The organism is Rhodococcus sp. NPDC055112 (assembly GCF_053607505.1).
The window spans coordinates 1-21,192 of sequence record NZ_JBSGTR010000056.1 but is presented as its reverse complement, the minus strand read 5'-3'; the positions used below and the strand labels follow the sequence as shown (position 1 = coordinate 21,192).

21 protein-coding genes are annotated in these 21,192 nt (G+C 68.9%); 13 read left to right on the top strand and 8 right to left on the bottom strand.

Going from position 1 to position 21,192, the window contains the following annotated elements; all coding sequences use genetic code 11:
* The first annotated feature begins 40 nt into the window (after positions 1–40).
* The 7 genes from ACWFRB_RS20815 (at position 41) to ACWFRB_RS20785 (ending at position 6,597) form a co-directional block, all read left to right on the top strand.
* Positions 41–1,516: a 2-hydroxymuconic semialdehyde dehydrogenase gene (locus tag ACWFRB_RS20815; RefSeq protein ID WP_452643161.1), complete on the top strand. Its 1,476-nt coding sequence runs from the start codon at positions 41–43 to the stop codon at positions 1,514–1,516.
* Positions 1,513–2,322: a 2-keto-4-pentenoate hydratase gene (locus ACWFRB_RS20810; protein ID WP_452643160.1), complete on the top strand. Its 810-nt coding sequence runs from the start codon at positions 1,513–1,515 to the stop codon at positions 2,320–2,322. Before ACWFRB_RS20815 ends, ACWFRB_RS20810 begins: the two co-directional genes overlap by 4 nt.
* A complete protein-coding gene (locus ACWFRB_RS20805) occupies positions 2,319–3,089 on the top strand; it encodes a 2-keto-4-pentenoate hydratase (RefSeq protein ID WP_452643159.1) in 771 nt (256 codons plus the stop codon). The genes ACWFRB_RS20810 and ACWFRB_RS20805 overlap by 4 nt, the downstream gene beginning before the upstream one ends.
* The gene (locus ACWFRB_RS20800; RefSeq protein ID WP_452643158.1) at positions 3,086–3,535 is read left to right on the top strand and encodes a RidA family protein; all 450 of its coding nucleotides are present in this window, start codon (positions 3,086–3,088) and stop codon (positions 3,533–3,535) included. The genes ACWFRB_RS20805 and ACWFRB_RS20800 overlap by 4 nt, the downstream gene beginning before the upstream one ends.
* Positions 3,532–4,053: a 3-hydroxyanthranilate 3,4-dioxygenase gene (locus tag ACWFRB_RS20795; protein WP_452643157.1), complete on the top strand. Its 522-nt coding sequence runs from the start codon at positions 3,532–3,534 to the stop codon at positions 4,051–4,053. Before ACWFRB_RS20800 ends, ACWFRB_RS20795 begins: the two co-directional genes overlap by 4 nt.
* Before the next feature lie 3 nt (positions 4,054–4,056).
* A complete protein-coding gene (locus ACWFRB_RS20790; protein ID WP_452643156.1) occupies positions 4,057–5,052 on the top strand; it encodes an amidohydrolase family protein in 996 nt (331 codons plus the stop codon).
* 204 nt (positions 5,053–5,256) lie between these two features.
* Complete coding sequence (locus ACWFRB_RS20785) at positions 5,257–6,597, top strand: MFS transporter (protein WP_452643155.1); 1,341 nt, start codon at positions 5,257–5,259, stop codon at positions 6,595–6,597.
* 101 nt (positions 6,598–6,698) lie between these two features.
* Here the strand turns inward: ACWFRB_RS20785 and ACWFRB_RS20780 are convergent, their stop codons facing one another.
* From ACWFRB_RS20780 to ACWFRB_RS20765, 4 genes are all read right to left on the bottom strand, one after another.
* Entirely contained in the window at positions 6,699–7,631 is a 933-nt protein-coding gene (locus tag ACWFRB_RS20780; RefSeq protein ID WP_452643154.1) for a LysR substrate-binding domain-containing protein, read from the bottom strand.
* Positions 7,632–7,709: 78 nt separating this feature from the next.
* Complete coding sequence (locus tag ACWFRB_RS20775; protein ID WP_452643153.1) at positions 7,710–8,630, bottom strand: alpha/beta hydrolase; 921 nt, start codon at positions 8,628–8,630, stop codon at positions 7,710–7,712.
* Positions 8,631–8,773: 143 nt separating this feature from the next.
* A complete protein-coding gene (locus ACWFRB_RS20770) occupies positions 8,774–9,448 on the bottom strand; it encodes a Crp/Fnr family transcriptional regulator (protein WP_378419686.1) in 675 nt (224 codons plus the stop codon).
* Positions 9,449–9,627: 179 nt separating this feature from the next.
* Positions 9,628–9,894 (bottom strand): hypothetical protein, encoded by a 267-nt coding sequence (locus ACWFRB_RS20765; protein ID WP_452643152.1) that lies wholly within the window; start codon positions 9,892–9,894, stop codon positions 9,628–9,630.
* 185 nt (positions 9,895–10,079) lie between these two features.
* Here ACWFRB_RS20765 and nth point away from each other — a divergent pair, with 185 nt between their 5' ends.
* The 4 genes from nth to ACWFRB_RS20745 are packed head-to-tail and all read left to right on the top strand — an operon-like array spanning position 10,080 to position 13,351.
* Positions 10,080–10,760 carry an endonuclease III gene (nth, locus tag ACWFRB_RS20760; RefSeq protein WP_452643180.1) on the top strand — a complete coding sequence of 227 codons (681 nt, stop codon included), beginning with the start codon at positions 10,080–10,082 and terminating at the stop codon, positions 10,758–10,760.
* Between the two features lie 7 nt (positions 10,761–10,767).
* Positions 10,768–11,442, top strand: coding sequence for a TlpA family protein disulfide reductase (locus ACWFRB_RS20755; protein WP_452643151.1), 675 nt, complete (start codon positions 10,768–10,770; stop codon positions 11,440–11,442).
* A 14-nt stretch (positions 11,443–11,456) separates the two neighbouring features.
* Positions 11,457–12,164 carry an NUDIX hydrolase gene (locus tag ACWFRB_RS20750; RefSeq protein ID WP_452643179.1) on the top strand — a complete coding sequence of 236 codons (708 nt, stop codon included), beginning with the start codon at positions 11,457–11,459 and terminating at the stop codon, positions 12,162–12,164.
* On the top strand, positions 12,161–13,351 hold the full coding sequence (locus ACWFRB_RS20745; RefSeq protein WP_452643150.1) for a MarP family serine protease: 1,191 nt from the start codon (positions 12,161–12,163) through the stop codon (positions 13,349–13,351). The genes ACWFRB_RS20750 and ACWFRB_RS20745 overlap by 4 nt, the downstream gene beginning before the upstream one ends.
* 61 nt (positions 13,352–13,412) lie before the next feature.
* On the opposite strand, the gene ACWFRB_RS20740 is transcribed toward ACWFRB_RS20745, so the two are convergent.
* Genes ACWFRB_RS20740 through nhaA form a run of 3 tightly spaced genes read right to left on the bottom strand, consistent with a single transcriptional unit; the run spans position 13,413 to position 16,198 of the window.
* Positions 13,413–14,342 (bottom strand): alpha/beta fold hydrolase, encoded by a 930-nt coding sequence (locus tag ACWFRB_RS20740; RefSeq protein WP_452643149.1) that lies wholly within the window; start codon positions 14,340–14,342, stop codon positions 13,413–13,415.
* 33 nt (positions 14,343–14,375) lie between these two features.
* Positions 14,376–14,909 carry a phage holin family protein gene (locus ACWFRB_RS20735; RefSeq protein ID WP_452643178.1) on the bottom strand — a complete coding sequence of 178 codons (534 nt, stop codon included), beginning with the start codon at positions 14,907–14,909 and terminating at the stop codon, positions 14,376–14,378.
* A 2-nt stretch (positions 14,910–14,911) separates the two neighbouring features.
* Positions 14,912–16,198 carry a Na+/H+ antiporter NhaA gene (gene nhaA / locus ACWFRB_RS20730; RefSeq protein ID WP_452643148.1) on the bottom strand — a complete coding sequence of 429 codons (1,287 nt, stop codon included), beginning with the start codon at positions 16,196–16,198 and terminating at the stop codon, positions 14,912–14,914.
* A 208-nt stretch (positions 16,199–16,406) separates the two neighbouring features.
* On the opposite strand from nhaA, the gene ACWFRB_RS20725 reads away from it, so the two are divergent.
* A complete protein-coding gene (locus ACWFRB_RS20725) occupies positions 16,407–17,807 on the top strand; it encodes an MFS transporter (protein WP_452643147.1) in 1,401 nt (466 codons plus the stop codon).
* On the opposite strand, the gene ACWFRB_RS20720 is transcribed toward ACWFRB_RS20725, so the two are convergent.
* On the bottom strand, positions 17,804–18,991 hold the full coding sequence (locus ACWFRB_RS20720; RefSeq protein ID WP_452643146.1) for a trypsin-like peptidase domain-containing protein: 1,188 nt from the start codon (positions 18,989–18,991) through the stop codon (positions 17,804–17,806). The two genes, ACWFRB_RS20725 and ACWFRB_RS20720, sit on opposite strands and share 4 nt — an antisense overlap.
* A 530-nt stretch (positions 18,992–19,521) precedes the next feature.
* Here ACWFRB_RS20720 and ACWFRB_RS20715 point away from each other — a divergent pair.
* On the top strand, positions 19,522–21,192 hold a 1,671-nt coding region (locus ACWFRB_RS20715), incomplete at its 3' end, for an Ig-like domain repeat protein (RefSeq protein ID WP_452643145.1).

Sequence of the window (21,192 nt, the reverse complement as noted above, 5' to 3'; positions counted from 1 at the left end):
CGCATTTGTTCGGCATGGATTGACCGCCAATCATGGGTCCATGACCACATCGCGCGAAGCCTGGATTCGCAATTACGTGGACGGCGGCTTCGTCGACCCGGACCCGGAGCGCAGCTTCGAGAATCTCGACCCGGCCACCGGCCGGGTGGTCGCCCGGGTACACGAGGCGGACATCGCTCTCGTCGACCGCGCCGTGCGATCGGCCCGGCGCGCACTGGACAACGGCTGGGCCGACACCCCCGTGCGGGAACGAGCGGCTCTGCTGCGTCGGGCGGCCGATCGGATCGAGGAGCGGTTCGAGGAGTTCGTCGCGGCCGAGATGGCCGACACGGGTAAGCCGGTCACGCAGGCCCGCGAGCTCGACGTGGCCCGCGCGCTGACCAACTTCCGCACCTTTGCGGATGTGATCGTCGCCGCGGGGCAGGAGTCGTTCCTCACCGACCTCGGCGGCGGGCGGCAGGCGTTGAACTACGCGGTGCGCAAGCCCCTGGGGGTGGTCGCGGTGATCGTGCCGTGGAACCTGCCGCTGCTGCTGCTCACCTGGAAGGTGGCGCCCGCGCTGGCCTGCGGGAACGCCGTCGTCGTCAAGCCGAGCGAGGAGACCCCCTCCACCGCAACGCTCCTCGCGGAGGTGTTGGAGGAGGTCGGTCTCCCTGCGGGCGTCTACAACGTGGTGCACGGGTTCGGTCGGGACTCGGCCGGGGAGTTCCTCACGGATCATCCGGGCATCGACGGAGTCACCTTCACCGGCTCGTCCGCGACCGGATCGCACGTGATGAAGACCGTGGCGCCGCGGGTCCGACCGGTCTCCTTCGAGCTCGGCGGCAAGAACGCCGCGGTGGTGTTCGACGACGTCGACATCGACGAGGCGCTCACCGGGCTGACCCGGTCGGTGTTCGCCAACACCGGGCAGGTGTGCCTGTGCACCGAGCGGGTGTACGTGCAACGCAGCATCTTCGACGACATCGCGGCCGGGCTGGTCGAACGCGCCGAGGGACTTCGGCTCGGCGCGCCTGCGGACGCCACGACCACCACCGGTCCGCTGATCTCGCAGGCCCACCGGGAGAAGGTGCGCGGCTACTTCCAGATCGCCGAACAGGCCGGGGCGAAGGTGCTCACCGGCGGTGGGGTGCCCGACCTCGGCTCGGACCTCGCCGGCGGCTCCTGGATCGAGCCGACCCTCTGGACCGGGCTGACGAACGCCGATCGCGCAGTGCGAGAAGAGATCTTCGGTCCGGTCGCGGCGCTGATCCCCTTCGACACCGAGGAGGAGGCGATCGCGCTCGCCAACGACACCGAATACGGCCTCGCGGCGGCGGTGTGGACCAATGACCTGCGTCGCGGACACCGGGTCGCGCAGCGGATGCGGGTCGGCATCTCCTGGGTCAATACCTGGTTCACCCGTGAACTGCGTTCGCCGTTCGGCGGTGCCGGGCTCTCCGGGATCGGCCGCGAAGGCGGCGAATCCTCTCTCCACTTCTACACCGAACCCACGAATGTGTGTGTGCAACTGTGACTGTGACGTTGGGATCGACGGCCGCGGTCGACGCCGCGGCCGAACGGCTCATCGCGGCCAGGGCATCGATGGTGCCCGCCGCGCCGGTGCGCGAGTACCTGGGCGAGAGCGACCTCGACGCCGCGTACGAGGTGCAGCGACGGATGGTCGCCGGCCAGGTCGGCAGCGGAGCGCGCGTCGTCGGCGCGAAGATCGGGCTCACCGCTCCTGCGGTCCAGCAGCAGTTCGGTGTCTTCCGGCCGGACTTCGGCGTACTGCTCGACGACATGATGTACGGCCACACCGAGCCGGTGCCAGCAGCGCGGTTCCTGCAGCCGCGGGCCGAGGGCGAGATCGCGTTCGTGCTCGGCCGGGACATCGACCGGCCGGGCGCTACCGTCGCGGACGTCCTGCGCGCCACCGAGTTCGTGCTGCCCGCAGTCGAGATCGTCGACTCTCGGATCGCGGACTGGGACCTGACGATCACCGACACGGTCGCGGACAACGCGTCGAGCGGGGCCGTGGTCCTGGGGACAACCCCGTACTCGCTGACCGGACGTGACCTGTCCCGGGTCGGGATGACCCTCGAACGGGACGGCGAGCCGGTGTCCTTCGGCGCGGGTCACGCCTGCCTCGGGTCCCCGGTCGTGGCCGTCGCCTGGTTGGCGCGGGAGCTGGTCACACGTGAACAGCCGTTGCACGCCGGCGACGTCGTCATGTCCGGCGCGCTGGGGCCCATGGTTCCGATCACCTCGGCCGGCACCTTCCGGCTCAGGCTCGACGGAATGGGCGAGGTCGACGCCGTGATCGAGGAGGAGAGCAGATGAGCAGAGAAACAGTGGACATCGACGGCCTCGGCGACCGGCTGGACCTCGCCCAGCGGACGGTCAGCGACACGCCCAGTCTCGCGGACAGCCACCAGATCGACATCGACGACGCGTATCGGATCCAGAACGCGGTGATCGGCCGCCGACTGGGCCGGGGCGAGTTGCTCGTCGGGGTCAAGCTCGGCTTCACGAGCAAGGCCAAGATGGCCCAGATGGGTGTCTCCGATGTGATCGTCGGGCAGCTCACCGATGCCATGCGGATCGAGGACGGCGGCGACGTCGACCTGGCCCGGTTCATCCACCCGAAGATCGAGCCGGAGATCGCCTATCGGCTCGCGCGCGACGTGGACCTGGACGATCCGGCCGTGGACATCGTGTCCTGTGTGGATGCGGTCGCGCCTGCCATGGAGATCATCGACTCCCGTTACCGGGACTTCCGATTCACCTACACCGACGTGGTGGCCGACAACACCTCGGCCGCCGGCTACGTGATCGGGCAGTGGCAGAAGCCGCAGGATGTCGACAACCGAGCGGTACGGCTCGAGGTGGGCGGCCAGGCGGTGGTCGGATCCACGTCGGCGATCCTCGGCAATCCGGTGCGCGCGCTGCACGCGCTGGTGGACATGGCGCGTCGACGGGCGATCCCGCTGCGCGCGGGGCAGGTGGTGCTCGCGGGCGCGGCCACCGCGGCGCTCACGCTGACCGCCGAGGTCGCACAGTGCCACATCGCCGGCCTCGGCCGCGTCAGTGTGAAGGGGACGAAATGAGCGACGCCAAGGTGATCGACCGTCTGGCCACCCCGCGGGGCCGGTTCCCGCACGTCAAGGTCGTCGGTGATTTCGTGTACGTCTCGGGGACCAGTTCGCGACGCCAGGACAACACCTTCGTCGGTGTCGAGGTCGACGAGATGGGCACCACCGCGCTGGACATCCGGGCTCAGACGCGCGCGGTCATCGAGAACATGCGCGCCATCCTCGGCGAGGTCGGGGCCGACCTCGCCGACCTGGCCCAGGTCACCACGTACCTGGTGTCCATGAACGACTTCGGCGGCTACAACGAGGTGTACGCCGAGCTGTTCGACGAGACCGGCCCCACTCGAACCACCGTTGCGGTGCATCAGCTGCCGCACCCGCACTTGCTGATCGAAATGCAAGGCGTCGCATACCTGCCAGCCCCTCGCCAGAAGAACCAGAACCCGGAGGCCGCCTCATGACCAGCATCCCGCCGACCATCAACTTCCAGAAGTGGATCGCCGACAACGAGCATCTGCTCAAGCCCCCGGTGAACAACCAGACCATGGCGCTCGGCAGCGACTTCATCGTCCAGGTCGTCGGCGGGCCGAACGAGCGCACGGATTATCACCTCGACCCCTACGAGGAGTGGTTCTATCAGCTCAAGGGCGACATCCACGTCGATGTCATGACCGAGAACGGCCCCGAGAGGGTGCACATTCGCGAGGGGGAGACCTGGTTGCTGCCAGGGAATCTGCCGCATTCGCCGCAGCGACCGACCGCGGGCTCGATCGGCCTGGTCATCGAGCGGGTTCGTGAGGAGGGCACGCTCGAGAAGTTCCAGTGGTACTGCATGAACTGCAACGCTCTGATCCACGAGGTCGAGCTCCAGGTCCGCGACATCGTCGCCGACCTGCCCCCGGTGTTCACCCAGTTCTACGACAACGTCGACGCCCGCACCTGCGTGAGCTGCGGAACCCTGCATCCGGGTAAGGGGTGAGTCGTGAGCGGAATGATCGACGTCCACACCCACTACGTGCCGAAAGGGTGGCCCGACCTGACGTCGGACGCGGGACCGGAGGCGCCGTGGCTGCGGATCGAATCCGAGTCCGAGGCGATGATCATGATGGGCACCAAGGAGTTCCGCCGGATCCAGGCGGACGCCTGGGATGCCGGGACCCGGCTGCGGGACATGGACGCGGACGGTGTCCAACTGCAGGTGGTCTCGCCCACCCCGGCGTTCTTCAACTATGGGCGGACCGGTGAGCAGGGGGAGCGGATCGCGCGGATCCTCAACGACCTGGCCCTGGACATCGTCGCACCCGCCTCGGATCGGCTGATCCCGTTCTGCCAGGTCCCGTTGCAGGACACCGATGCCGCGTGCCGTGAGCTCGAGAGGTGCATCGCCAACGGGCATCGTGGCGTCGAGATCGGCAATCACGTCGGAGACCTGGACCTCGACAGCGAGGGCGTGGTCACCTTCCTGCAGCACTGCGCCTCACTGGGAGTGCCGGTGTTCGTGCACCCGTGGGACATGGCGAATTCCCCTCGGCTGGATCGGTGGATGGCACAGTGGCTGACCGCGATGCCTGCCGAGACCCACCTCTCGATCCTGGCCTTGATCCTCGGCGGCGTGTTCGATCGGATCGATGACAGCCTGAAGATCGGATTCGCCCACGGCGGTGGATCTTTCGCGTTCTGGCTGGGGCGGATGGAGAACGCCTGGCATGGCCGCAACGATGTGATCGGGACGTCCGAGTTCCCGCCGTCGCATTACCTGGGCCGCTTCTATGTGGACTCCGTCGTCTTCGACGAAAGAGCGTTGCGCCTGCTGGTCGACACCATTGGGGTGGAGCGGGTGATGGTGGGTAGCGACTACCCCTACCCGTTGGGGGAGCGACCCGTCGGAGAAGTGGTGCGCAAGAGTGAATTTCTCGATGATGCTGCGCGACAGTTGATCTCCCGTGGCAACGCGGAACGCTTCCTGGGCCTTTCGTAGGCGCCGCCGCGGTGGCCGAGCCGCGCCGCGAGGTATGCCCAAATCGCAATGGCAGATCTTTGAATCGGCATTTGTGTGTCATGGCTCACGGGCAGAAACTGTGATCGGCACCACCTCGCACCCTCGGCTACGCAGCGGGGAGGAACTCCGGCCAGCACCCCCGCTGAACCCACACTCGCTGTCTCCCAAAACGATAGGTCACCGATGAACGAGAATCCGGCACACAGCCCCGGCCCAGTCGCGGCCGCCCGCAGCCGGGTGGCCATGGCCACCCTCGCGGGCACGACGCTCGAATGGTACGACTTCTTCCTCTATGGCACCGCGGCCGCGCTCATCTTCAACAAGCAGTTCTTCCCCAGCCTGAGTCCATCGGTCGGCACCCTCGCGGCGTTCAGTACCTTCGCGGTCGGGTTCATCGCGCGCCCCCTTGGCGGCCTGGTGTTCGGGCATTTCGGCGACCGAATCGGTCGCAAGGCCACCCTGGTCGTGTCGCTCCTGATGATGGGCATCGGATCCACGCTCATCGGTCTCATCCCCAACTACGACTCGATCGGATTCTGGGCCCCGGTCCTGCTGGTGGCGCTGCGGATCGTGCAGGGCATCGGCCTGGGCGGTGAGGGTGCCGGCGCCACCCTGATGTCGATGGAGCACGCGCCCGAAGGCAAGAAGAATCTCTATGCCGGGTTCCCCCAGATGGGGACGCCCGCCGGGCTCGTGCTCGCGAATGCGATCTTCCTGACGACGAACGCGGTGCTCTCGGACGCGGCATTCGCATCGTGGGGCTGGCGTATCCCGTTCCTGCTGAGCTTCGTCCTCGTCGCGATCGGTCTGCTGATCAGGCTCCGCGTGACCGAATCGCCCTCGTTCGCAGGGATTCTCGAGAAGGGCGACGTGGTTCGCTTCCCGCTGAAGGAATCGCTCAAGGTCGGATTCCCCCGGCTTTCCCTGACACTGCTCGCGGTGGTGGCCAACTCCGCCGTCGCCTATGCCTTCATGGTGTTCACCCTGTCCTACGGCACCCAGCACCTGGGATACGACAAGCAGTTCCTGGTGCTGAGCGTGACGGCCGCGGCGGTGCTGTGGTTCGCGACGATCCCCGTGTGGACGATGGTCGCGGATCGCTACGGCAGACGGACCATGTTCATCGCCGGGTCGGCCGCGATCCTGTTGTGGTGCATCGCCTTCTTCCCGCTGCTCAACACCGAGAACTCGGTGCTCGCCGTGATCGCCTTCCTCGGCATGGGCCTGATCATCCCGGTCACGCACTGCGTGCAGGGCAGCATCATCGCGGACACCTTCCCGGCCCGGGTGCGTTATTCGGGCTCGTCGCTCATCCTGCAGACCGCCGCCATCCTCGGCGGTGGCCTGGCGCCGATGATCGCGACCGCGCTGCTGAACGCGACAGGTTCCTCGGTCGGCGTCACCTGGTACCTGGTCGCCATCTGCTCGATCAGCCTCGTCGGCGCGATCGCGCTGTTCCGGCTCGTGCCGTCGACCTCGCGCGGGCCCCAGATCGAGGACGCCAAGGAGCGGGTCCCCGCGTAGTACCCGGCAACCGACGAGTTCCTCGATGAGCCGCTCACCCCGAGGGTGTGCGGCTCATCGTGTGATCTTCGGATCCTGACCGGTGATCGCGGTCGTCGCGGTCACCGGTCCGCCGGAGCGATCTCGGCGGCGATGCGACGCAGGTTGCCGACGAGGGCCTCGGCGGACGGGCTGAGCGTGCGGCCGGGGGAGAGCGTGATCCCGACGCTGTGCCCGATCGGATCCAGCGTCACCGGGAGCGTGGTCAGCCGGGCGTCATCGCGCGGGATCAGGCTGGGCAGCACTGCGATCATGTCCGTCTCGATCAGCAGCTGGCGGACGGTGAGGAACGAGGTGGCCTCCACCCGGTTCTCGGGTAGGGGCATGTCGTTCCTGGCGAAGAACTCCTCCAGCTCGCGACGCAGCTCGGTCTCGACGCCGGGCAGGATCCACGGGTAGTCGGCCAGGTCGGCGAGCGTCAGGCTGCCGAGCTCGGCCAGAGGGTGATCCGCGCGCGTGACGAGTTCCACCGATTCCTCGTAGAGAGTGTCGCGGATCGCGGACTGGTCGGTGGGGGAGGTCAGACGGCCGACGATCAGGTCGACACGGCCGGACTCGAGCTCGACGAGCAGTGTCTCGGGGGTGCCCTCGCGCACGATCACGGTGAGCAGCGGCCGCTCCACCTTCAGGCGGGCGATGGCTCCCGGGAGCAGGACGTTCGACCCGGCGAGGTGGGTGCCGACCACCACGGTCCCGCGATCGGCGTCGGCCAGCTCGACGACATGCCTGCCTGCCTGCGTCAGCTGGGCGATGACAGCCCTCGCATGCGATGTGAACGCTTCGCCGAAGATCGTCGGCGTGATGCCGCGCGGGCCGCGCTCGTACAGCTCCACACCGAGGATCGATTCCAGGTCGTGCAGGCTGCGGGTGGCCACGGGCTGGGTCACGTGCAGCGCGGCGGCGGCGCCGACCACGCTGCCCTGCTTCGTCAGCGCATCGACGAGCACGAGGTGCCGCAGCTTGAGCCGCCCGTCGAGCAGTTTGGGCATGTCCATGCGGCCGAGCCTATCGGGATCCGGAGCCCAGGCAATAGCTGGACCCGACGCTTCTCGGTTCGCGCTATGCCTGTTTTGCTATGGCTGGTAGCCGGCGGGGGAGCGCTGTTCCGCGAGCCCGTTGATCATCCGAACGAGGGCGCGATTGAGCGCCGTCGTGGAGTCGGCCAGATCGAGAAAGATGTCGTAGTGGTTGCGATCGGGAACGACGAGCAGCGTGCAGGGGGAGCGTTGCGCCCAGACATCGTGGAACCTGCGGGTCTGCGTGAGGAAGCCGGCGCCGTCGTGTTCCGCCACCGCGATGACTGCCGTCGGTCCCGGTCCGTCCGCGAGATGCAGTGGGCTCAGCGCGAGTGCTCGGTCGATGTCGAGCCCGAGCCATTCGTTCGCGAACGAGTCGACGAGGGGGCGGAGGTCGAACAGTCCGCTGATCGGCATGGCGCCACGCACGACGTTCTCGGGCAGGTCGAGCGCACGCTGCCAGCCCGGGACCATGAGGGCGCCGGTGAGGTGCCCTCCGGCGGAACTCCCGCCGACCACGATGCGATCGGGGTCGAGTCCATGGCCGGAACCGTGGTGGTGGACCCATGCGACCGCCGCCCGGACCTGGCGGACGATTTCCTCGAGCGGCGTCTCCGGTGCGAGGCCGTAGTCGACGGTGACGGTGGCGATTCCCTCCGCGTCGAGGGCGCGCGCCATGAAGGCGGTGTGGTGTCGAGACAGCGCGCGCCAGTAGCCGCCGTGGATGGCGATGAACACGGGCCTCAGCTCGTCCGACGTTCCCCACACGTCCAACTTCTGTTGGCTACGCGGGTCGTAGTAGATGTCGGTGAATCCGCGTAGGCCCGCTACCGCGCTCTCGGATCGGGTGAGGTACTCGCCGATGATCGCGTCGAAAAGCTCTGGGGAGACGGTGTTTCGGACGTTATACTCGACGTCGGTCTGCGGATCGGACAATGGATGCTCGGTCCCGGACGTCCGCGCTGCAACGGATCTCATCCCTCGATACTGCGGCCTCGGCTCCATGCCTGTCGAATGCAAAGCCTGCTCTCTGTCATGCCCGTTTGCCTATAGGAACTGGCCCCAACGCAAAATCGGCCACCCCGGAGATCCGGGGTGGCCGATTCGTGTTCGTGGGGGAGTTACCGCGCCCGTCGGGCCAGACGCTCCGAGTCGGAGATCAGCACGCTCTTGCCCTCGAGCCGCAGCCAGCCGCGGTGCGCGAAGTCGGCGAGCGCCTTGTTCACGGTCTCGCGGGAGGCGCCGACCAGCTGGGCGATCTCTTCCTGGGTGAGGTCGTGCGTCACGCGCAGCGACCCGGCCTCCTGGGTGCCGAAGCGCTGGGCGAGCTGCAGCAGCGCCTTGGCGACACGGCCGGGGACGTCGGTGAAGATCAGGTCCGCGAGGTTGTTGTTGGTGCGGCGCAGGCGACGGGCCAGCACGCGCAGCAGCTGCTCCGCGATCTCGGGGCGCTGATCGATCCACGACTTGAGGGCCTCGCGGTCCATCTGCACCGCGCGGACCTCGGTGACCGTGGTGGCGGTCGAGGTACGCGGACCCGGGTCGAAGATCGAGAGCTCGCCGAACATGTCGGACGGACCCATGATCGTGAGCAGGTTCTCGCGACCGTCGGGGGAGCGGCGTCCGAGCTTGATCTTGCCGGACACGATGATGTACAGCCGGTCGCCGGGCTCACCCTCGTTGAAGATCACGTGCCCACGAGGGAAGTCGACGGGCTGCAGCTGCTTGACCAGCGCGGCTACCGCCGACGGTTCGACTCCCTGGAAGATTCCGGCTCTGGCCAGGATCTCGTCCACGTGTGCTCCTTCTTCGGTCGTTGGGGGACGCCCATCGTGTGGTCTCCCCCGACGTGATCGACGCACGAACGCGCCGACCTTTCGTTGAGTACTCGCTGGAAGTCTATCGTCCCGACGTCGAAGACTAGTGACCGACGCCACGCGTCGCATGCCGAACGTGGTCCGACACTCCGGAGAGGTCAGCTCGCGCGCTGCTCCGGCGCCTGCGATTCGTCCTCGTCCTCATCCTCGGCGCCGCGCCTGCGGCGGAGGTGGAACCGGGCGAGCGCCCGCGGCAGCCCCTCGTTGGCCAGGGTGGCGACGTCGGCGTGACTCGCCTTGTCCAGGAACTCCTGGACCTCCTGCTCGCGCACGGTCAGCCGGCGCAGCCGGAACTCCACCCGCTCCATTGCCAGTGCAAAAAGAATGAGCAGCACTGGGAAGAGCACCACAGCCAGTCCTTGCATACCGGGTAGTAAACACGGCGTTTGTCTCAGAAGCGAAACGATGTCCAGTTCCGTTTGGCGCCGTCCGTAGAGTTGATCCGGTGTCCACCACCGAATCGCAGACCCCGGCCCCGCGTGGGGCGGCGCCGACCTCGCGACCGGCAAAGGAGGAGACCCGGCTCGGCCTCGTGCGCAGGGCAAGGCGGATGTACCGCACGCTGACCGTGGCCTTCCCGCACGTCTACTGCGAGCTCGACTTCACCACCCCGCTCGAGCTGTCGGTGGCGACGATCCTGTCCGCGCAGTGCACTGACGTGCGGGTTAACCAGGTGACGCCCGCGCTGTTCGCCCGCTACCGCACCGCCCGCGACTACGCCGAGGCGGACCGGGCGGAGCTGGAGGAGTACATCCGGAGCACCGGCTTCTACCGGAACAAGGCGAACTCGATCATCGGACTCGGGCAGGCGCTGCTCGAGCGGTTCGACGGCGAGGTGCCCGGCGACCTGAAGAATCTGGTGACGCTGCCGGGCTTCGGCAGGAAGACGGCCAACGTGGTCCTCGGGAACGCGTTCGGTGTGCCCGGGATCACCGTTGACACCCACTTCGGCAGGCTCGTCCGGAGGTGGGGCTGGACGCAGGAGGAGGACCCGGTGAAGGTCGAGCGCGTGGTCGGCGAACTCATCCCGCGCAAGGAATGGACCGACCTCTCGCACCGGGTGATCTTCCACGGCCGCCGGGTCTGCCACGCGAAGAAGCCGGCCTGCGGGGTGTGCCTGCTGGCCAAGGACTGTCCCTCCTACGGCATCGGACCCACCGACCCGGTGGCCGCTGCCGCCCTGGTGAAGGGCCCCGAGACCGAACATCTGCTCGAGCTGGCGGGTCGGTGAGCTGACGGTGCGATTGTCGAACACCGGCCGATGGAGCCTGGCCGCACTCGTCGTGGTGGCGGCCCTGATCGTCGCGATCTGGCCGCGCGGCGACTCGGAGGAGACCGGATCGCGCGGCTACGCCGACTCCATCGGCGCCTCCACCGCCGCGCCGCAGGAGCGGGCCACTGGCGACACACCCGAGGCGCTGGCAGGCGTGCGTGCCGAGGCGGCGCTGAGCGCCTGCCCCACTCCCACACCCGGTGCGGTCCCGGCCGGACCGCTGGCAGGCATCGGGCTCGAGTGCCTCTCCGACGGTGGCACGATCGACGTCGGCGCCGCGCTGGCGGGCAAGCCGGCACTGGTCAACCTCTGGGCCTACTGGTGCGGGCCCTGTGCAAGGGAACTACCCGCCCTGCAGGAGTATGCGCAGCGCGCCGGGGACGCCGTCACCGTGCTGACCGTCCACCAGGACCCCAAGGAAGGGAACGCGTTGTCCGCCCTGACCGAATACGGCGTGCACCTGCCGGGCGTGCAGGACGGCGCGGGCAAGATCGCCGCTGCCGTCGGGGCGCCGAACGTTCTGCCCGTGACCGTGATGGTCCGGGCCGACGGCACCGTGGCCGGGGTGCTGCCGGTGCCGTTCGAGAGCGCCGACCAGATCGCCGCGGCGGTGCACGAGAAGCTGGGCGTGAGCGCGTGAGCGAGACCAACCACCTGCCGCCGGAATGGCTGCGCCGGGTCTCGACGCTGCCGCCGTCGGACACCAATTCCGTCAACCCGGTGCTGCTGCGGCGGGCGCCGAGCGGAGTGCAGGCGCGCGAGGCCGCGGTGCTGGTGCTCTTCGGTGGTTCCCCTGATGCCGATCCCATCGCGGTCGGTGGCCTGCCCGAGGACGCCGACCTGCTGCTGCTCCAGCGCGCCTCCACCCTCCGCCAGCACGGCGGCCAGATCGCCTTTCCCGGCGGCGCAAGCGATCCGGGGGACGAGGGACCCGTCGGGACCGCGCTGCGGGAGGCGGAGGAGGAGACCGGGCTCGATCCGGCCGGGGTACGCACCCTCGCGGTGCTGCCGGGCATCTTCGTCCCGCCGTCGGGCTTCGATGTCACGCCGGTGATCGGGTACTGGGACCGCCCCACCCCGGTCCGTGCGGTGGACCTCGCCGAGACGGAGCGGGTTGCCCGGGTGCCGATGCGCACCCTGCTCGACCCGGACAACCGTTTCCAGGTCCGGCACCGGCTCGGCTACCAGGGCCCGGCGTTCCTCGTCGACGACATGCTCGTGTGGGGCTTCACGGCGGGCGTGCTGGCCGGGCTGATCGCGATCTCCGGCTGGGAGATCGAGTGGGACCGCTCTGACATCCGCGACCTCGAGGTCGCGTTGGCCGAGGTGGAGGCGGGGATCGTGGAGGTACACGACCGATGACCGGTTCAGCCTGGATCGACCTCGCGATCCTCGCGATCGCCGTTCTCGCGGCCACGTCGGGGTGGCGGCACGGCGCGGTCGCGTCGGCCCTTGCCTTCTTCGGCGTCGTGCTCGGTGCGGTCGCGGGGATCCTGATCGCGCCGCATGTGCTGGTGCACGTCGACGAGGGGCGGATGCGCGTGCTCGCGGGCATCACGCTGATCGTCGTGCTGGTGGTGATCGGCGAGGTCGCCGGCATGGTGCTCGGCCGCGCCGCCCGCGGCGGCATGCACAGCCCGGTCGCGCGGTCCGTGGACAGCGTCATCGGCGCGGGCCTGCAGTGCACCGCCGTCCTGGTGGCCGCTTGGCTGCTGGCCATCCCGCTGACCGCGTCCTCGCAACCAGAGGTCGCCAGTGCGGTGCGTGGGTCGCGGGTCCTGACACAGGTCGACGAGTACGCCCCCAGCTGGATGCGCAGGCTGCCGGACGAGTTCTCGGCGCTGCTGGACACCTCCGGGCTGCCCGACGTGATCGGGCCGTTCGGCCGCACCCCGATCGCCGTCGTCGAGGCGCCCGACCCCGGCGTGCTGCGCAGTCCTGTGGCGCAGCGTCTGCAGACCAGCGTGCTCCGGGTGCGCGGGGTGGCGCCGAGCTGCCAGCGCGCGCTCGAGGGGTCCGGTTTCGTGGTGGCCCCTGAGCGGGTCATGACCAACGCGCACGTCGTGGCGGGGACGACTGGGGTCTCGGTGGACACCGCGGACGGGCCGCTGGACGCCGAGGTGGTGCTCTTCGATCCGGCCGTCGACGTCGCGGTGCTCGCGGTCCCCGGCCTGCGGTCCCCGGTGCTGCCGTTCGCGCCCGCGCCTGCCGGGAGCGGGGACAGCGCGATCGTCCTCGGTTACCCGGGCGGCGGTCCGTACACGGCCAGCGCGGCCAGGGTGCGCGAGACCCTGGACCTGACCGGCCCCGACATCTACCGTGCCGCCGAGGTCGAGCGCGAGGTGTACACGGTGCGCGGTTCGATCCGTCAGGGCAATTCCGGTGGACCGCTGGTCGACGAGCAGGGCCGGGTGCTCGGCGTGGTGTTCGGCGCGGCCGTGGACAACAGCGACACCGGCTTCGTGCTCACCGCCGAGGAGGTCTCGCGCCAGCTGGCGGGGGCCTCCGCGGCGAGCAGCGCGGTCAACACGGGCGGCTGCATCCTCTAGCGGCTTCGCCGCCCGTGAGTCCTTGTGGCCCCTGTGCGGGCCAGAAGGACTCACGGGCGCGTCAGCGGGAGAGGAACTCCGTCAGCGCGGCGGTCACCTCGGCCGGTCGCTCCTGGTGGGTGAAATGACCCGCGCCCGCGACGGTGTGCAGGCGCCGCCCCGGGGCCCACCTGGTGTCCCGGCGCAACGCTGCGGCCAGCACGTAGGGATCCTGGTCCCCGTGGATCTGCAGTACCGGGATGGTCACCACCTGGTTCATCGCCTTCATGAACCGACGGCCGTCTGGCCGCCACTGGCTGCGGAACGCCCACCGTTGGTACTCCAGCGAGCAGTGTGCGGCGCCGGGGATCTGGATCGCGGACCTGGCCCGCTCGACGACGTCCGCGAACTCCTCGGTCTGCGGCCATTCCGGACCGGATCGCCCGCGCAACAGCCTTTCGACCTCGGCGCCGTCGTCGCGGGTCAACACCCGCTCGGGCCGCCACGGCAGCTGGCAGCGCAGGAAGGCGGGCAGGAAGGCGGACCGCTGGGCCCGGTCGGCCAGCACCGACCGCTTGAGCGCGATCGGATGCGGCGAGCCGACGAGGGCGATCGACCTGACCAGCCGGGGATGCAGCACCGCCGTCGCCCAGCACACCAGCCCACCGTCGGCGTGGCCGACGAGCGTGGCCTCGGTGTGGCCGAGGGCGCGGATGAGCCCGGCGACGTCACCGGCCAGGGTCCAGCCGTCGTATCCGCGCGGCGGCTTGTCGCTGTCGCCGTAGCCGCGCAGGTCCAACGCGACCGTGCGGTAGCCGGCGTCCGCGAGGGCCGTCAGCTGATGGCGCCAGGACCACCAGAAGTCGGCGAATCCGTGCAGCAGGACGACCAGCGGTGCGCCGGGGTCGGACGGGCCCGCCTCGACCGCATGGAAGCGGATGCCGTTGGCGTGCACGTCGCGGTGCTGCCACGGGCCGTCGAATCGGACTGTGGAGGGATCCGGGTAGGTCACAGGAAGGGTGTTGCTCTCGGTTCGACGCCGGCGCTAGGGCGCGGTCCGGCGGGCGTACTCGCCGGGCGTGTAGTCGCCGTGCTTGTAGCTCGATTCCGCGGCGTTCGGCAGCACCGTCGCGGCCTGGCGGAGCGAGTCGATGGTCTTCTCCGGGGCCCGGAGCTTTCGGACCCGCAGGTAGCCGAGCAGCGCCAGCACCGCGGTGGTGACCACCATCAGCAGGAACACGATCAGGAACGCGAGCCAGCGCGGCGTCCAGACGGCGAGGGTCTCGGCGAGGAAGAAGAAAAAGAAGAAGGAGCTGAACAGCAGGACGGTGAGGGCGAGGATGAAGAACAGCGAACCCTGCAGGCCCTTCTTGACCTCGCTGGTGACCTCGGCCTTGGCGAGCGCCACCTCGGCGCGAACCAGGGTGGAGACCTGCGTGGTCGCGTCCTTGACCAGGTTCCCGATGCTGGCGGTGCCGGGGGCGTGCGCATCGACGTCGGTGAGCGGGATCGACGTGATGGTGTTCGGCACCCCGTCTCCGGTCAGCCGGTCGTACCTGTCGCCGTTGCGGTCACTGATGCTCACGTCTGCGCCCCTCCAGTGTGTCGTCGTCCGGCTCGCCGGAGTGTGTCGTCGTCCGGCTCGCCGGAGTGTGGTCGTTTCTGACCGGTCGCGGAACCGGCCGCCTTGGCGCGCGCATGGTGGACGCGCCCCCGGCGCAACAGTAGCGCCGAGCCGATCAGCGACGCCGTCAGCGAGGTCAACAGGACCGCAGCCTTCGCCGTCTCCGCCTCGGCTCCTTCGAGCGCGAGTTCGGCCACCAGAAGGCTAACGGTGAACCCGATCGCGCCGAGCACCGACAGCGCGAACATGTCGCGGAAGCCGAGGTTTCCCGGCTTCGTGGCTATGCCCAGCCGGACCGCGACCCACGAGACGCCGAAGATCCCGACAGTCTTGCCGACGAGCAGGCCCAGGATGATCGCCAGTGCGATGCGGTCGGTGAACATCGACTCGAGGACCTCGCGGCCCAGCGGGACCCCGGAGGCGAACAGGGCGAACACCGGCACGCAGAGCCCGGCGGAGAACGGCTGGATCCGGTGCTCGAGCCGCGTCGCGGGGGCCTCCGCCTCGCCCGGGTCCCTGCGAACCCTTGTCAGCAGGCCGAGAGCGACGCCCGCGAGGGTGGCGTGGATGCCTGCCTCGTGCATCGAGTACCAGGCGAGCATCGCCAGTGGGACGTACAGCAGCGGGGTGGTGATCCGCCGGTGCTGAGCGTAGGCGTAGGCGGCCAGGCAGGCGACCGCACCGAGCAGCCACAGCATCGCGATCGAGGTGGTGAACAGCGCGGCGATGATGATGATGGCGAGCAGGTCGTCGACGACCGCGAGGCTGAGCAGGAACACCCTGGCGCTGGCCGGGATCCTCGATCCGGTCAGCGCCAGCACGCCGAGGGCGAAGGCGATGTCCGTGGCGACCGGGATCGCCCAGGCCTGCTCGATGCCCGGGGTGCCCCAGCCGACGGCGAGCGCGATCAGCGCGGGCAGGATCACGCCACCGACCGCCGCGATGATCGGCAGCAGGGCCTTCTTGCGGTCGGCCAGCTCGCCCACGACGAGTTCGCGTTTGAGTTCGAGACCCGCGACGAAGAAGAACACCGCCAGCAGGCCGTCCTGGGCCCAGGTGTTCAGGCTCAGGTTCAGGTGGATCGCGCTCGGCCCGACCTGCCAGTCCCGCAGGGCGGTATATGCGTCGGCCCACGGGGAGTTCGCCCAGATGACGGCGACGGCCGCCGCCACCAGCAGGATCGACCCTCCGACGGTCTCGGTGCGCAGATACCGGGTCAGTTCGGAGCGGAGCGGTTGGATCACGTCAGGTTTCTCCTGAGGTCGCGGGCGTACAGGTGTCCCATGTGCCGACCAGACTTCCCGGCGCTCCGATGGCAGCTTAACGCGATCTTGATACCGCTCGGCGCAAACACCTCGCGCTGGATTGCCCCGGAAACGGCGGGGGTGATCTGCTTCCTGAGGTTTGGGCGGCGGATGTCCATTCCGTGGAACAGGTGTGTAGGAGAATCGGATGAGCAAAGCCCCGGACGTGCTGGTCGACGAGGCGGTTGCCGCGAAGGATGCGGTGCCCCGCAGTCGGATCGTGGTGGCCAGCATGATCGGTACCTCGATCGAGTTCTACGACTTCTACATCTATGCGACGGCGGCCGTCTCGGTCTTCCCGCACCTGTTCTTCCCCAAGGGGAACGGCACCACCGCGTTGCTCGCCTCGCTGGCGACCTTCGGTCTCGCGTTCGTCGCCCGTCCGCTCGGCTCGATCGTGTTCGGCCACTACGGCGACCGGATCGGCCGCAAGGCCACCCTGGTCGGATCGCTGCTCACCATGGGCATCGCGACGTTCGTCATCGGGCTGCTCCCGACGTACCACTCGGTCGGGTTGATCGCCCCCGCGTTGCTGGCCCTGATGCGCTTCTGTCAGGGTCTCGGGCTCGGCGGCGAATGGTCGGGCGCGGCGCTGCTCGCGACCGAGACGGCGAAGTCCGGTAAGCGGGCGTGGGCGGCGATGTGGCCGCAGCTCGGCGCGCCGATCGGGTTCTTCCTTGCCAACGGGCTGTTCCTGATCATCACCCTGTTCATGGGCCACGACAACGCCAACCCCGATCTGGACAGCGCCTTCCTGACCTGGGGATGGCGAATCCCGTTCCTGCTCAGCGCGATCATGGTGATCATCGGCCTGTACGTGCGGCTGAAGCTGGAGGAAACCCCGGTGTTCGCGCGCGCCGTCGAGCGCGGCGAGAAGGTCAAGACCCCGCTGGCGACGGTGTTCAAGACGAGCTGGCGTCAGCTGATCATCGGCACCTTCGTGATGCTCGCGACCTACACGCTCTTCTACATCATGACCACCTGGGTGCTGAGCTACGGCACCGGCAAGACCGTCGCCGACGGCGGCACGGGTCTCGGCTTCAAGTACTCGGATTTCCTTGTGCTGCAGCTGATCGCCGTGCTGTTCTTCGCGGCGGGCGTGCCCGTCACCGGCTGGCTCGCGGACCGGTACGGGAGGCGCATCACCCTGTTGGTCACCACCGGCGCGATCATGGTCTTCGGGCTGACCTTCTCGGTGACGCTCGACCCCGAGAAGATGACCGACGCCCGCATGCTGGTCTTCCTCATCATCGGAATGGTGTTGATGGGCTTCACCTTCGGTCCGATGAGTGCGGTGCTGCCGGAGCTGTTCCCGACCAATGTGCGCTACACCGGCTCGGGCATCGCCTACAACACGGCGAGCATCCTGGGTGCGGCCGTCGCGCCGTTCATCGCCACCTGGCTCGCGACCAGCTACGGCGTCGGGTGGGTGGGCATCTACCTGCTGGCGGCGAGCGCACTGACGTTCATCGCGCTGCTGGTGATGCGCGAGACCAAGGACGCCTCGCTGGACGCGCCCGAGCTCGATCCGCGCGGGGTCGAGCTCTAGGCGCGATCCGCGCGCCGGATCACCACCACCGCGCCTGCACCCACCGCGAGCAGCACCGCAAGGGCGGCGAGCAGGCCCCAATTCGGGCCCGAGTCCGGCGGCGCCGCGTCGCCGTACCGATCCCGCTCCTGTTCGGAGCTGGTCTTGAGGTCCGCCGCCCCCGGATAGCCGGGCGCGAGGGACAGCACCTGGTCGAAGTCGGCGATGGCGGCGGTGTAGTTCCCGTCGACGTAGTGCTCGACCCCCGTGCGGTAGGCGGTGTCGGCAGGACCGAGCGTCGGGGTGACGCCCTTCTCTCGCATCAGATCCGTGAGGCCGCGTGCCGGGGCGACGAAGGCGAACGGCTGTGTCTGCCCATGGATTCCGAAGCTGTTCACCCCGATCGCCACTCCGTTGAGGTCGGCGGTGGGGCCTCCGCTCATGGCCTCGGACACCTCCGCGTCGGTCTGGTAGACGGGGACCGTTCCCGTGGCCTTCTTGGCGCTGATCTCGCCGCCCGCGACCACCGGTCGCAGCGACGGCTCGGCCGCGGTGTCGGTGGTGCCGGGGAAACCGGCCGAGACCACCGGCGTGCCGAGGTCGACGCCGGTGTCGGTGCTCAGCTCGGCGGCCGCCAGGCCGCCACGCTGGACCTTGAGCAGCGCGACGTCCCCCTCTGTGAGCGGCACCAGGCCGGTGACCTCGGCGGGGAGCGCCTCGCCCTCGGCGGTCCCGCCGGCGATCACGGTCATGGCGGTAGCGGGGGGCGACCCCGGCTCGTCGCCCTCGACCCGCCAGTTCGCCTGGGCGGTCTCGGTCACGAGCGCGGGATCGAGGGTGGGGATCACGTGTACGGCCCAGTCGACGGCGGTTCGCAGGAGTGCCTCGCGGGCGCCCTCGGCGCAGTGGCCTGCCGTGGCCACCCAGCCGTCCGGGTTGACGACGAATCCGCTACAGCGCCAGCCCGTTACGAAGGGATCGACCTTGATCGACTGGCCGTCGGGAAAGCGGACCCAACCCCTCACCTCCGCCTTGACCAGGACGACGGACGGGGTGACGAGAGCGGCCGCGCGTTGCTCCGGGCTCGGCACGGGACGTTCGGGCGAGTCCTGGTCGCCCAGCGCGACGGCGGGGGAGTCGACGAGCGCCGCGAGCAGCAGCACGAGCAGGGCGGCGAACCTCGTTCGCCGATGCCGATCGGGCATGACGGTCTCCGTTCGAGCTCGGACCCGCGGCTGACCCGTGAGCGTCACTCGGCTCGGCACTCGTCATGAATGGGACTGTGGGCCATCGCTGACGGACCCATGGTAGGCCAATCCGGCACGGCCGGGAAGGTTCGCGGCGGCAGCCGGCGGGGCCGCGAGACCGGAGACGGCGGGTGCCCCCGTGCGAACGAGGGCGGATTCCAGGGATTGTCGCAACACGTAACTGGGGATCACGCAGGCGAATCGTGGAATGTCGGGGGACTACCTTGCCAACGATCCGTGACGAGCCACTAGGCGCACAGAGATTCCCGAAAAGGGGCCTCGGACGCAAACTTTCGCGTCCGAGGCCCCTTTTCCCATTCCCGAGTGACACCACGCCCCACAGGTTCGGGCCGGCGCACCCTGCTGAGCCGACATTCATCCCATCAATTTTCGGTAGGCAGCGGCGGGGATTACCCCTACAGTTCCCGCGACCGACCCGGCCCCGCCGCCTTGGGTCGTACCCGCAACGCTCAATCCGAAAGGTCCCCATGCGTAGTACCCGCGCCCGCCGCGCCGCGATGATCGGCACCGCGGCACTGCTTCTGGTCGCGCCCACCGTGGCCATCGCCCAGGCGGAACCCACCGCGCCGGCACCCGCGCTGCCCGCGGACATGGTGGCCGCGATCCAGCGCGATCTCGGTCTCAGTCCGGCCCAGTACCTCGACCGGGCCGAGACCGGGCAGGAGCTGGTGGCGTTCGCGGACAATCTGCGCGGTAAGTTCCCCACCGCGTTCGCCGGCGTGTGGCTCGATGCGGCCGGGACCCCGTTGGTGGGTCTGGCCGATGGACCCGACAAGGCCGCCGCTCGCACCGCCGTCGAAGCCGCCGGCTACCAGGTCAAGGACCAGTCGCGCAGCGAGCGGACCCTGCACGATCTGCTCGGCCAGGTCAACGGCTGGATTCAGCAGCTCCCGGCACCGTTGGCCGCTCTCATCAATGGCACCGCGATCGACCCCGCCGCCAACGACATCGCACTCGAGGTCAAGGACACCGCCGAGGGCCAGGGCCTGCAACTGCCCGACTTCCTGGGCTTCGTGCATGTGGCGAAGGGCCAGGGCGGCTCGTCCGACCTGCCGGGGCTCGGCTCATCCGGCTCATCCGACCCCACCAAGCCGACCACCACCAAGCCGACCGAACCCACCACCACTAAGCCGACCGAGCCGACCACAACCGAACCGACCAAGCCCGCCGAACCGAGCACCACCACCCTCAACCCGGTCACCGGCGCGAAGGTCGGCAAGGCCATCGCCCTCACCGTGAAGGTCAACCCCGCGGCAGCGGGCGGCGAGATCCTGTTCGAGAAGGTGGTAAACGGCGCCAACCCCGAACCGATCGCCTCCGGCGTGTCGGTCGGCGCCGACGGAACCGCCACCACACAGTGGTACCCCGACACTGCCGGCACGGTGACCGTCAAGGCCACCTTCTCCGGCCGCGACGGCGTCACCGGATCCATGACCACCCAAGAGGTCACCGTCGCCAAGGCGGACAGCCCCATCGTCGCCTCCACCATCACCCTCACCCCGGTGACCGGCGCGAAGGTCGGCAAGGTCGCCACCGTCACCGCGAAGGTCAACCCCGCAGCCGCGGGCGGCAACGTCGTATTCGAAGACGATAAAAACAGCTACGAAGAGGTACCGGTCGGCGCCGACGGCACCGCCACCATGGAGTGGGAACCCGAGACCGCAGGCAAGGTGACCATGAGGGCCATCTTCTCCGGCCGCGATGGCGTCACCGGATCCACCACCACCGCGCAGGTCACCGTCGCCAAAGCCGACAGCCCCACCACCACCACCACCACCACCACCACCACCAAGCCCAAGCCGCCGGCCGCGGACGCTGTCCTCGGTGGCCACAGCTACGGCACCCAGAAAGAGAACGGGGGCAAGGGCTTCTGCTCGTTCGGTTTCAACGGCACCGACGCATCCGGCCACGCGGTGAACATCTCCGCCGGACACTGCGACACGGACGCACCTGCCGCGGGCACCCGCTACGCGTCGATCGCATTCGAGGTCGTCGGCGATCGCTTCGACGCGCAATACGGCACCTTCGACAAGTCAACCATCGATGGCCTCGACTACTCGGTGATCAAGATCGCCGACAACGCCGCCACGCTCTTCGAGAACAACTTCGTTCGCGCCCCCGGCTCGGACCCGGTACCG